Origin of the sequence: Haladaptatus sp. AB643, from assembly GCF_024136975.1 — an archaeon.
Taxonomy (GTDB): Archaea; Halobacteriota; Halobacteria; order Halobacteriales; family Haladaptataceae; genus Haladaptatus.
On record NZ_JAMYJW010000007.1, the window covers coordinates 24,736 to 36,776 of the forward strand.

The following is a 12,041-nucleotide window of genomic DNA, read 5'->3' on the forward strand; positions in this document are numbered from 1 at the left end:
TACACCACATCTGAATAAATTGTGCTTCTTTCTTAGTTGTGACTCGAATAAGAGGCGTTGGAGACGTGAGGAACCACCCCAAGCCGCAACCAGAGGCAGTCTACACGTCAGGTCTCGTCCAACGTATCAACCGTGTTCTGTTTTCGCGCCGTTCTCACACCCCACTACCGTCACGTCCGGTCACAACGGGTGTGACGCCACCCGTGACTGCGCCATTGTCGAGAAGATCGAACTCGTGATACCGCATTTCATTCAGCCCTTCAACTGTATCCATGTCCATCGCCACAATCTTGATTTTCTCTTGTCGCTGACTCACACGGCGCTCTTTGACCGTCACGTCCGAGCCACCAAGCTCGACGAGCGCGTTCCACACGCGAGTGACCGTCGTCCCGTGCGGTTTCTCGCCATCGATGGCAGTGATCGCTTGCTTCAGATCCGTCCGCGTCCAGAAGACGCCCGAGCCGTTTTTCCGCCGTGTGGCAAACTCGTCCCATCGCCGAGCAGCTGTTACCGCCCGCCACGAGTTCTTTTTGTTTTTCTCGTCCACGAGCCGCTTTTTCACTTGGTACGGTGAACAGTTCGCGTACAGATCCAGCGGGGACGTAGCCGGATCGACGTCACCCGGTAGACCAGCGGTGTTCGACGGTTCGCCATCGTCTTCGATCTCGGCTTCGAGTTGGCTCACCTTCGCTGTGGCCGCTTTCGATATCTCCCGCGCAGCCTTTGCGTTCTCGTTTGCCTCGTGTGTGTTTGCGGCAAGATCCGTCCGTGCCGTACTCGCCTTTTCGGTGGCCGTTTCGAGGTCAGCAACGCGCTGTTCAAGCGTATCGATCTGCTCGGCCTGCTGTTGGATCACTGTCCACATCGTCTCCCGGCTGGGGACCTCCTGTTTGGTCGTACCTGTGTTCGGCTCTGCCATGTCCATTCCCATCGCGGCGGCAAAGTCGTCGTCCGAGACCGCGCTCTCGTCAACTTCGTCGGGTGACAATCCGATTGACATCTCACCTCCGAAATTCGGTGTCTTCATCGACGCTCACCCAATGGTTGGAGGCCCAAATCCTGGGGCGATAGCTCTTCCAATTGGTTTGCAACTTGGGAAAGCCCCTGCGTGTCGGGGTCATAGATCCCGTAGTGAATTAGCCAGATGCGTGCTGCCGTCTCTGACACATCGAAGTAGGTGGCCGTGCCCGCGATTGTTCCTGCTTGCTCGTAGGCCGTCTGCAATCGATCTGGATCCCGGTACGGATGCTGCTCGAGTTCGTCAGTAGTCGTCAGCGACAATAGTGACTTTGGAAAGTCAGAAGAATGCGGAGCAGATTGTTGGATGAAAAATCCGAGTTGGAGCTCACGGAGACGATGGCCACGGTCTGTGGAGTACATATAGCAGCATTTCGTGTATACCTCACTGTCCTCGATTATCCACACAGCACAATCGCTGAAATTGCTGAAATTCTCGACCGTGATCAGAGTACGGTAGGGAAGCAACTACAACCGCTATATGAACAGGAATTGGTCACTCGGTATCCTCGTACTGTCAATAGTGGTGGTGTCAAGTATTTGCATGTCGCTCAACCACTCCCTGAGATGACGGAGTGGCTACAACATGAAGTGAACAGTTGGACAAATGCAGTAACATCCCAATTGTCTCAGCTTTCCTCGGAGTGAATCACCATATACTGAATACGGATACAGCATACAGATATTGTATACAAACACAGAAGAAGGATTCCAAATTCAGATCTGCATCAGTAGAATAATCTAGTAAGAGATTTCCAACAGGCATTCAACGGATAGATATCGGAGGCCGAATACAATATACAGATACTATATGCGAATACAGAATTCACATCAGAAATGAGTGATTCAGTCCATACAAGGTAGGGTACAGATTGTTCACCAGCATCAGCGAATTGTATACATATTCAGCATATTCCTTCTGTTTTCACATCCAGGATATAACTTCGGAATTCACAACCAGAAGTAGAAAACAAACGAAGAGATCAGAATTCGTCTTCTTTAGACAGGAGGTATTCTTTTTTTGCCTTCATCGCTTGATCAACTGTATTCGGAGCCACTTCTTGCAACCCAACTCGAATGAGATCCCCAATAGTCTGGCTTCGATTCACATTGGAATCATTTTCTCGGTTGAGCGCCCGGCGTGCATCTGCGGCAACGTTTTCGAGCTCGCCAGACTCCTCGAGTCCGTGAAACAGGGCTGCGAGATTCGTATCTCGAACAGTGATGTTTGAGCTGGCATCGCCGTTGTCAATTGCTTCATAGGCGTTCTGAACAGTCTGCGTCAGTTCAACAGTCTCGTCGGCCTGGGACGGTTCGGACGTTGAACGTTTCTGGTTTTTACTGCTCTGGAGGAGCTTTTCTGCTTTGTCTTGGCTCATTGGTCTCTGTGAGTCGGTTGAGGAGTTCGGTGGTGTTCTCACGGTACGCGTTTAGCACACGCTGCCCTGTATTGTACAGCTCATCTTCAGGGACAGCGAACAGTGTGCAGCCTTCGTTTTGCTTCTTCGAGATATCCTGTGAATTCGGGACAGGAACCGGGGCTGCCTGGTCTGGATATGCTTCTTGGAGTTCAGCAACGAATTCCTTTGATAAGTTCGTCGAGCTCTTCACCATCGTCGGAATGACCATCGCGAGCTGCGGATCGATTGGATGTTCTTCGCGAAGGTCATCGAGATCGTCGCGAAGATTATCTAGCTGATTCCGCTCGAACGCACCAGGTTTGAGTGGTGCAATGACGTTTCTGGCGGCGAACAATCCGTTCAACGCAATGTTGTCCTCTTTGCCCGGCAAATCGAGCAACACGAAATCGTAACGATCGCTCAGGTCTTCGGTGATGAACTCATTTAGCTTCGAAAAACGCTCCTCAATGGGAACGTTTGCGAGATTATTATCTGCACCGCCGAGCCCAGGGTCTGCAGGAATAAGGTCAATACCTTCTCCCGTATCATAGACCATGCGATCAACGACATCTGGGATATTGTCTCGGATGAATTCCCAATCTTCGCCAAAGATAGCGGAGATAGGAGCATCGATATCATCGACCTCATCGTTCATCCCAAAGTGAGTGGACAAGTCGTTTTGCTTCCCTGCTAAGTCAATGAGGAGCACGTTAAGGCCATGCTCCCGTGCAGCTGCAACAGCTACGTGTGCAGACGTGGTTGTCTTGCCAACCCCGCCTTTTTCAACGTAGGTTGCAGCACGTAGTATCCGGTTACTCGATACAGTGACCATATGCATTTGCTGTATACATATACAAGATACAAAAAGGTACGTCAGACAACGAGATGAAGAGGATAGCAAGGTCTCGTATTAGCCTTGTCTGTCAGGTAGAAAGCGCCAGAATCATAATATACATATCCTGTATTTGTATATAGTATGCAGATTCTGTAATCGAGGTTAAAGGGTGAGTTTGAGATGTGAGACAAATTGGGCAAATACACTGGACGTGCTGTATCCATCACACCACATTTCCACAGTCCACCTCGTCCAATGAATTACGAAAAGAATTGGTTCCTCTCACGTCCTTCAGGGCAAAGATATCGACACAGAACAGCACTATCAGGTCCTGGTTTCTCAATTTCAGTGACGGCCACCATAGCGGTTTTCCTGAGTTCATCGTTATAGCCGGTATCAATACAGAGATACCCATCCTCGTCACAGATAAAGATCAACTCATTGTTTGTTAACTCAGGAAAACCGCTGTGTGAGAGGGATAGTTCCGACTTCGCTCTTGGCTTCATTAGCAGCAGTGTTGTCTCTCTGGTTCCCGTACTCTCTCTAAACTGGTCACACGATGCGGTTCACATGCAAGAGTGGTGTGGTCCCGCCAGATGGTCTGGGGACAAATGGTTATTTTTGATCTCACGCAACCAGATCGGTACTACAAATCTACCTTCGTCAGACACCACTGTTGCAAGTGAAAACCAGAACTACAGAACGTCATTTTGCTGTGCGAGCGTTTCTAACTTCGTCAGCGTCTCTTCTAAAGATAGCACATCAGAGAGCGCCGACAGCGCACTAGAGAAGGGAACATCTAGTGCATAGCTGTAGTAATTTCCACGGGATCCACTCCGATTCTCCTCGGCAGTCAATATACCCAACATTCTTAGATCAGACAGATGGTTATGTACGGACCGCTGAGCAAGCGGATCGACACCTGCAAACTGACAAAGGTCGGTGTACTCCTCATAGATACGTCGAGTACGACACGGCGTATCACCTTTTGCAGCCATTGAGACGACTGCTAGAAGGGCAAAATGACCATTGACGGTTAGTTCTCGCATCCCTTCTTCAACGCGCTCCTGTTCGAGCATCTCTTTTGCTGCTTCGACATGCGATTCTGTAATGATGTCATCGTCTCTGTTTTCAGCATGCTCACCCGCGAGTCGAAGGAGATCGAGTGCTTGACGAGCACTGCCACTATCCTTTGCAGCGAGCGCAGCACAGAGGCGTGGGACGCTATCTTCGATAGACCCTTCTGCAAGTGCAACATCAACGCGAGACTCGAGAATATTCTGGAGTTCAGGCGCGTCATACGGCGGGAAATGAAGTTCCCGTTCACAGAGTGTGTCTTGGACACGAGGATCGAGCCGATCTCGGAACTTGAAATCATTACTGACACCAATCAAACCAACTTTCGTCTCGGTGAGCTTGTCATTTGATCGCGCACGAGGAAGTTCATAGAGCAACTCATCACGAGTACCGATGGAGTCGATTTCGTCAAGGATGATGAGGACTGTTCCGCCAAGCTTGTCGAGTTCAGTGTAGAGTTTTTTGAAGATCGTTTGCTGTGGATATCCTGTCGAACTGATTTCAGCACCCTCGGGTCGGAGCTCGTTCACCAGTTCGATAGCAACTTGATAGGACGAATTGAGTGTTTTACAGTTGAGTGAGAGTACATGAAGGTCAATGTCGTCGTACTGTTCGATGTCTTCACGGAGTCTATCAAGGAGGAAATCGGTGACTGCAGTTTTCCCAACTCCTGTATTCCCGTATACGAAAATATTGTTTGGCTCCCATCCGTCGACGACGGGTTGTAGAGCGTTCATGTACGCGTCGATCTCCTCATCGCGTTCTTGGATACGCTCGGGTTGATAGGACTCGTTGAGCGCGTCCTTGTTTGTGAAAATATTTTGTTTTCGGGTGAACCGCCGCATTCTGTCTCAATACTTATGTCCCATCCATATAAAACCATAGCTGCAACTGATTCAAGTGAACACTAGAACAGACACACACCACTGTTACAAGTGAAGCTAGTAAGAGAGAGTTTAGTAAGAGAACAACAGTGCACGATTACAACTAAAGCGTTGACACATTGGCTGACACACCACCTGTTCAAGTGAAAACAGGCGAGATACAGCGTTTATCCGCTGAATTTCCGGGAAGTGTTATAGTCTTCGTGAATTTGTCTTCTTCGGTCAGTACCGACAGTCATTCATGAGTTCACTTGCAGCAGTGGTGTGCGACTGCTTTTTTGTTAGTTATTTGAACGAGTTAGTTCTCTCGTTCAGTTGTATCCGTGGTTTAGATGCATTTCTCATCACCTACCCCTTTCCACGACTAGCTTCACTTGCAAGAGTGGTGTCTCTCTGGTTCCAGAACTCTGTCTGAACTGGTTATACGGTGATGTTCACATGCAAGAGTGGTGTGTTCTGTTCATGGGACCGTTGTTTCCATTCACGTGCAAAGGTGGTGTGGCCTCGCTAGATATCGCAAGTCGAGGTGGTGCTCAATACTGTCGGGTTAAGGAAAAAAGCGAGAGAACGGTTTGCTTGTTCAATATCCAGGGCGACGCCAACTCTACCCCACTATGGCAGGTCAGCGTTTTGAGGTCACGACTAACGCGCCCTTATCACGATTGAGTTGCCGTGCAAGATCTGTTCTGAGATCACGGGCTCCTTCCATCTCACTGTATGCATGCGCTCGTGCCATCTGTTCTCGACGAAACACAGAGACGGTTTCGATTACCGCGAAGGAAAACGTGATCAATGAAATTCATCTACCCTACTCGAATTGCGTGGGAATTGTAAATTATTCACAAAATCCAGATGGTTGCGACTGCTTTCATAGAATGTCAGAAACCCGAAATTCGGAGAGTCACCTCTATCGATTTGTTGTGTGAAAGACCACCAAGCCGTATAGACACACCCCTATCGACTTGTTCTTGTCAACGGTAGAGCTGGGTTATCGATAACACCCACACCCTTATCGATTTGTTCGAGAAATAAGTTACTGCTTGAGCTGTGCGTTCACAACAGAACGGAGTTCGTCATCATGGACGTCGTCTAGGCGCGAATCTTCCCGGAGCGTTTCGATGATGGTCTCTGGGTTTTCACCAAACGTGAACTCGAGGTAGCTGCCCGAGTGTGGGCCTTGGCTCTTCCGCTCTGTCTCGACCAACGAATACGTCGTGAGTTCCTTCATCTTATTCACGTACGTCTCCTGGTGATACTGATCCGAACCAAGAGTGCCCGTAAGATACTGATACACTCGGTACCCAATCGGGCTTTTCGCTGCACCAGTTCCAGTTTCACGTGCCACAGCTGCAGTTGCGAAGAGACAGAGCTTCTTCTGCGTGCTAATCCCACGAGTTACCTCTAATACGCGGTTCTGTTCAACCTTATCTTGGGCTTCTCGAACATGCTCTTCCAGGACTTTGTCCGCACCTGTTTTTTCTGCAATCGACCCCGCTGTTCGCATCAGATCGATCGCTTTCCGTGCGTCCCCATTGGTTTGTGCGGCGAATGCTGCTGCGAGCGGGATGGCGTCGTCACTGAGTACATCCTCATGAAAAGCATCTTCACGGGCCTGGAGGATTTCCCGGAGCTGATTGGCGTCGTAGTCGCTGAAATGGACATCCTCAGGGGTAAACGAACTGAGAGCACGACTACCGACATTCTCCATCATCTTCGTATCGTTAGTAATGGCGGTCACGGAAACCTGAGCGCTGATTTCATCGGTGCTTCCAGCACGAGAGAGCTGATAGAGAAGCCGGGAGAAGGCTGGCTCATCCTTATCGCGACGACCGACGAGCATATCGAGTTCATCGAGGATGACCACGACCGTATCGTAATGTTCGTTGATAAGACGGTAGAGTTCGCGCCATTTTTTCTTGGTTGGAATGCCGTGTTCTGGAACGTCGACAGTCGTTCCGATGTTGTTTGCCACCTTTCGGGCAAGCTCATAAACGGCCGCACCGAGGGTCCCCACGTTCTGGCAGTTCATCTGGATGACACCGAACCGAATATCACGACTTTCGCAGAGTTCAACGATGTTCTGGCAGACGGCATTAATGATGAGTGATTTTCCGGTCCCAGACGGTCCATAGAGGAAGAGATTCGGTGGCCGCTCGTTACTAATCGCAACGCGAAGATGCTGAGTAATATCCGTGAGCTGGGTATCACGGCCGACGATCCGTTCTTCATCAACGATTTCGTTCGGTTCGAGGAGGGAACGGTTCTTGATGAGACTCGCAGCTTCCTCCTGCTCGAGGATGAGATCTTTGATAGAACCCGTAGACTTAGGGGTTTCCTCGGGACCAGGGTCTGTGGGCATACTTGACCCACTCTATCAGGATACTAAAAGTTTCCCCCGTCGATTTCTTTTCTTCCGGTATAGCGCTCAGAAACAGGATATCGGGAGGTTACATTACTGCCTTCCTTGACCTCCGACGATTTGTTAATAAGTCCCCGCCTGGATCGACTCACGATGAGTCCAGCACACCCTCTCACCCCTATCGATTTGTTCTAACCACAAAGGCGGAGAGGGTGGTCGAATCCTCAAATGTGGTCGTGGTCGCATCTACGCCACGATTAACACAGAACTGAGAATCGTCTTTTTTCTTCTCTTCTTTTCTTTCTAGTACTAGTCTAGAGCTAGCTAGAAGAACACACCCCTATCGATTTGTTCTAATTACGTCCATCCTGCCTATTTCCCGACAAACGGCTACTTAAAAGAGAGACCAAAAGAATCGCAAGACAGAGAACAGAAGCGTGCCGCTATTTGTTGCTTCCTCTGTTTTCCAGATTCTACTCCTATCGTCTCACCCCTATCGATTTGTTCCATATGCCTGCAATCAGCCGAATACGGTACTATTTGGGTATATAAATTCCGAGATTATCAAAGTGCGATTTCTGGTATGCTATCTTCTCGTGGATTCCCCGTAATTGACTACCTCTCTACGCTCTTTCCCGCTAGAACAAATCGATAGGGGTGTGAGTGTGGTCTTTAAATCACTGTCCAGATATATTCGTCGATCACGTCTAGAGAATCGCTATTCTCAATTTCGACATTTTCTCTTCATTGATTCTATATTATCCGTTCTGGATTTCTCTCCAATGAACAAATCGATAGAGGTGACTCTCCGTATGCGGAGGTTCGATGAACAAGTCGATAGGGGTGCGTCTCTCCAGCTAGTGAACTACCCCGCCCTATCATCATCTATGGCCATCGTCGAGTCGGCAAAACAGAGCTGATCAAGGCGTTCTGTGAGAACCGCACCCATCTCTATCACCTCGCATCGCAAGACTCGGCGAAAGTCCAACAAGAAAAATTGGTCGAGGAGTTAGCAGCCTACCAAGGCGAACGAGTTCCACGTATCGAGGACTGGCACGATGCAGTCGATTACCTGGGAGAGACTCTCACAGGAGGCAAGCAAATCGTGGTCACGCTCTTTGACTACGACGAGTCACTCGAAGCGAATCTCCTCCAGAATCACCTCTCGAAAACGTCGATCCTCTACGATGAACCAGAGTTCTTACTTCGGACGGAACTACGCAATCCATCACGATACATGAGTATCCTCGAGGCCATTGCGAATGGATACACCACACCGAACGAGATCGCTGGACAGACGGACATCGGTTCTGGACCACTTTCGGGGTATCTCCAACGGCTCCGTCGATTGCGACTCGTGAAACGCAAGGTCCCCGTTACGGCGATCGAAAAGAAGTCAAAACGGTCGATCTACGGAATCAGCGATGAATTTCTTCGGTTCTGGTTTCGCTTTGTCGAGCCGAATCGATCGGGCATCGAACAGGCACCCGAGCTTGTGCTCGAAGACCGAATTATGCCAGAATTGGATCGGTTCGTTGCATCGACCTTCGAAGATATCTGCCAAGAGGCACTCTGGCACCTCACCAAAGCTGGCAAATTAAACGGCTCGTATGGAGCGATTGGTCGGTGGTGGTACGGTGAACATAAAATCGATCTCGTTGGGCTCGATGATCGGACACCAGCGGCACTCTTTGGCGAGTGTAAGTGGACGAACGCCCCCGTCGGCATGTCTCTGGTAGAGGATTTGCGCGAGAAAGCGCATGAAGTCCGGTGGAAGACGAGTGAACGTGAGGAAGAATACGTACTCTTCTCGAAGTCTGGCTTCGAAAACGGGCTGCGAGATAGTCTTGATGATCGCTGGCAGTTGGTAAACCTCCAACAGCTTGCAGATATATTTGATTGATCAGTGGTTTGATTTCTACCTCCATCGAAAGTACGTCTTGCTCGCTGTAACGAATCTCGCTGCCCAGGGAAAGACGCCAGCAGGGACGAGGGATATCTACGAGTACTACAAAACGGTGGCTCGGAAATTCGGTCGTGACCCCCCTTACTCGACGTGGAGCGCACGAACACTTACTTGAGATGTGTGATAACGGGATACTGAAAAACGTGAATCGAGATCAGCGCGGCCGAGGCCGACTGAATAAATACAAGCTCGACACGCCACTCGATACCGTGATCGATGCGCTCGAACAAGAAGAGGACGGTGAAATTGACGACTTAGACAATCTCCGTGAACAGGCGAATAGACAAACGACGCTCGGTGAGTGAGTTGGAAACGGTGGGGTGTCTTCTTTATATACCTCGAAGTTTTGGAATGGTTCGAAATGGTGGAATGCCTGGCTATTCAGCCTGAAGTTGGAAACGATGGGGGGAGACTGACTTAAAGATTGGAATAGATGGTTGGGTTGGAAACGAAGGTCTGACGTGCGTCAGACATATGATGGAAGTAGTGGTGTGTCCGTTTATATAGTTGGAAGAGACGGTTAGGTGGTGTGACTACTACGAAAGCCAGCACTATCTTTGAGTATCATACCATCCACCTCTATTCTTCGGACCCTCCCCTTTCCATGGCACTGGTTTCATTTGTAGTTCAATGCGGGGGTGTTTTCTCAAGATCGGGCACCATTGTCAATTCGATTGACCGGCTGGATCCGTCTATCTGTTAGCATATTATACTAACCAAGAGCGGACGATTTTACACCTGCTCTCGACGAATCATCGCTATATCGGCTGCCAATCGTCCCGATTCTTCTGCTGCAATCACGAGTAGATTTGGCGCTGGTGTGCAGGGTGCTCGATCACCGACGTGAAATCCTGCATCTGCGGCACCTGGCAGTTGGACTTGATAGCCGTTCCCTGCAATCTGAAGTGAAGCGTTTGCAACTCGGTGGATCGAGACGGTGTCGAGCGCGGCTGATGTCGCGAGTTCGACGATATTCTCGTCGGTGATTCGGTCGAGGTCGACGACAAGAAGAAGGCCGTCAAATGCGAATACGCGGATGTCTGCGAGACGGGTCGGCTCGTCGTCGGCCTCTTCGACGAGTCCAGCGGCTCGGGCAGGCTTTGTGACTTGGAGAGCAAAGCCATCGCCGGACCGCTTGATCTTGTTTGGCATTGATGGTTAGTATAGCATACTAACCGAAGAAGATTCGCCTTGGCGAATGCGATCGAAGACGCATTCGACGCGATGGCGATCAATTCCGGGAGAGACGTACGCCGTTCGCTCGAGTGCGACAGCCGAAGACCTACCGGACGCGTCGTTCGCGGGACAACAGGGGAGGTTCCTCAACGTCCTGGGCGATGCAATCGTCGATCGAATGGGTATCGCGTTTGGTCGCTACCATACTTTCCATTCCGCGGAAAACAAACAGTTCTGTCGCAACATCGAACATGGGACCTCAGGCACCACGGAAAGCATGGCTTCGATGACCTCGCCTGGTCTCGAATTTATGCGGACTCGGTGGGGGGTAATCCATCGAAAAGAACAGGGAGTGGACCTGCAATACGAGAAGTCGATAGATGATGATAAGCTTGAGATTCAGATTAATTGCGGCTAAATTATGCGGACACGGTGGGGGGTGTCCCCTACCCTTCGAGACTCTTAACGAGTTCCTCTGCTTGAGTACAGTACTCTTGATGATTTGGAGAGCAAGACCACCACTAGAGCATTTGATCTTGTTGGGAATTGGCGGTTAGTATTATATACTAACCCATGGATATTCGCCTTGACAGTGTGCTCTCGGCTTGACGTTGTTGGTGCCGCGAATCTTCTCGTGTCTTCAGTTTCACTTCCACTCTGGTTGGCTGAAGTCTTTATCCGTCGGGTACCAAGCGTAGATTGCAGTCAGTGTACCCCAACAGACGACGTGGGTTCCTGTGCCCAGACCAACTCATCCTTCCACGTCGTTTGCTTATTCCCCTTGTTACAATGAGCGAGATAGTGTCACGAGGAAACTCTGTCCGAGGGTTTACCTATCGTGTCCTCTAATTTGGGAGTACGAATGGGTCCAAATGGGAAATCGCCGCTCACACCACTTGCCCAAGAAGCGCTTGATGCGCTCGCGAGTGCACTCCCGGATGAAGGAGAGCTCACGTACGAGCAAGCGTATGCGATTTTGAAGGAAGAAGAGGATCTTGGACGGCCTGCTGCCGATGATATCGTCGAACGGCTGCACAATAAGGGCCATCTTTACGAAGTCGAAGGGAAGCTCCGGCTTACTGATTACGGGGCTGAATAGCGAGGTTAGTCCGCGATTTCGAATGTGTCTCCCCACCGTGCCTGAATATCCGTGATAACCTCTCCAATTACATCAAAGAAGTCGTTGGGATACTGCCGATCTACTGCATCATCAGTGGTTGCTGCTGGAAACGGGTGGTAGTGATCGCGAGCGTTATGGGGATTTTCGTGACTATCCCAGCGACACTCTTTCCGGCCATCTTCCCACCTTTCCACATAGTGGATGTGG

Annotated in this window: 9 protein-coding genes and 1 pseudogene; 4 read left to right on the top strand and 6 right to left on the bottom strand. The window is 50.0% G+C overall.

The window, feature by feature from the left end:
• Positions 1 to 154: 154 nt before the first annotated feature.
• A complete protein-coding gene (locus NKF25_RS14590) occupies positions 155 to 1,000 on the bottom strand; it encodes a hypothetical protein (protein WP_253227384.1) in 846 nt (281 codons plus the stop codon).
• Between the two features lie 356 nt (positions 1,001 to 1,356).
• Here NKF25_RS14590 and NKF25_RS14595 point away from each other — a divergent pair, with 356 nt between their 5' ends.
• Positions 1,357 to 1,665 carry a helix-turn-helix domain-containing protein gene (locus tag NKF25_RS14595; RefSeq protein ID WP_253227578.1) on the top strand — a complete coding sequence of 103 codons (309 nt, stop codon included), beginning with the start codon at positions 1,357 to 1,359 and terminating at the stop codon, positions 1,663 to 1,665.
• A gap of 335 nt (positions 1,666 to 2,000) precedes the next feature.
• Here the strand turns inward: NKF25_RS14595 and NKF25_RS14600 are convergent, their stop codons facing one another.
• The 4 genes from NKF25_RS14600 to NKF25_RS14615 form a co-directional block, all read right to left on the bottom strand.
• The gene (locus tag NKF25_RS14600) at positions 2,001 to 2,396 is read right to left on the bottom strand and encodes a hypothetical protein (RefSeq protein ID WP_253227385.1); all 396 of its coding nucleotides are present in this window, start codon (positions 2,394 to 2,396) and stop codon (positions 2,001 to 2,003) included.
• Positions 2,356 to 3,249 carry a ParA family protein gene (locus NKF25_RS14605; RefSeq protein WP_253227386.1) on the bottom strand — a complete coding sequence of 298 codons (894 nt, stop codon included), beginning with the start codon at positions 3,247 to 3,249 and terminating at the stop codon, positions 2,356 to 2,358. The genes NKF25_RS14600 and NKF25_RS14605 overlap by 41 nt, the downstream gene beginning before the upstream one ends.
• A gap of 698 nt (positions 3,250 to 3,947) precedes the next feature.
• Positions 3,948 to 5,174 carry an orc1/cdc6 family replication initiation protein gene (locus NKF25_RS14610; protein WP_253227387.1) on the bottom strand — a complete coding sequence of 409 codons (1,227 nt, stop codon included), beginning with the start codon at positions 5,172 to 5,174 and terminating at the stop codon, positions 3,948 to 3,950.
• Positions 5,175 to 6,246: 1,072 nt separating this feature from the next.
• Positions 6,247 to 7,572: an orc1/cdc6 family replication initiation protein gene (locus NKF25_RS14615; RefSeq protein WP_253227388.1), complete on the bottom strand. Its 1,326-nt coding sequence runs from the start codon at positions 7,570 to 7,572 to the stop codon at positions 6,247 to 6,249.
• 997 nt (positions 7,573 to 8,569) lie between these two features.
• Here NKF25_RS14615 and NKF25_RS14620 point away from each other — a divergent pair.
• Entirely contained in the window at positions 8,570 to 9,475 is a 906-nt protein-coding gene (locus tag NKF25_RS14620) for an ATP-binding protein (RefSeq protein WP_253227389.1), read from the top strand.
• Between the two features lie 795 nt (positions 9,476 to 10,270).
• On the opposite strand, the gene NKF25_RS14625 is transcribed toward NKF25_RS14620, so the two are convergent.
• Positions 10,271 to 10,690 (bottom strand): hypothetical protein, encoded by a 420-nt coding sequence (locus NKF25_RS14625; protein ID WP_253227390.1) that lies wholly within the window; start codon positions 10,688 to 10,690, stop codon positions 10,271 to 10,273.
• Between the two features lie 100 nt (positions 10,691 to 10,790).
• Here NKF25_RS14625 and NKF25_RS14630 point away from each other — a divergent pair.
• Both NKF25_RS14630 and NKF25_RS14635 read left to right on the top strand, forming a co-directional pair.
• Positions 10,791 to 10,895 (top strand): annotated as a pseudogene (locus NKF25_RS14630) (PEP/pyruvate-binding domain-containing protein); the annotation flags it as partial.
• A 681-nt stretch (positions 10,896 to 11,576) separates the two neighbouring features.
• Positions 11,577 to 11,813: a hypothetical protein gene (locus tag NKF25_RS14635; protein ID WP_253227391.1), complete on the top strand. Its 237-nt coding sequence runs from the start codon at positions 11,577 to 11,579 to the stop codon at positions 11,811 to 11,813.
• The last annotated feature ends 228 nt before the right edge of the window (positions 11,814 to 12,041 follow it).

Coding starts and splice junctions, on each gene's coding strand:
- NKF25_RS14590 (WP_253227384.1), bottom strand. CDS start 1,000: ATGTCAATCGGATTGTCACCCGACGAAGTTGACGAGAGCGCGGTCTCG.
- NKF25_RS14595 (WP_253227578.1), top strand. CDS start 1,357: ATGGCCACGGTCTGTGGAGTACATATAGCAGCATTTCGTGTATACCTC.
- NKF25_RS14600 (WP_253227385.1), bottom strand. CDS start 2,396: ATGAGCCAAGACAAAGCAGAAAAGCTCCTCCAGAGCAGTAAAAACCAG.
- NKF25_RS14605 (WP_253227386.1), bottom strand. CDS start 3,249: ATGGTCACTGTATCGAGTAACCGGATACTACGTGCTGCAACCTACGTT.
- NKF25_RS14610 (WP_253227387.1), bottom strand. CDS start 5,174: ATGCGGCGGTTCACCCGAAAACAAAATATTTTCACAAACAAGGACGCG.
- NKF25_RS14615 (WP_253227388.1), bottom strand. CDS start 7,572: ATGCCCACAGACCCTGGTCCCGAGGAAACCCCTAAGTCTACGGGTTCT.
- NKF25_RS14625 (WP_253227390.1), bottom strand. CDS start 10,690: ATGCCAAACAAGATCAAGCGGTCCGGCGATGGCTTTGCTCTCCAAGTC.
- NKF25_RS14635 (WP_253227391.1), top strand. CDS start 11,577: ATGGGTCCAAATGGGAAATCGCCGCTCACACCACTTGCCCAAGAAGCG.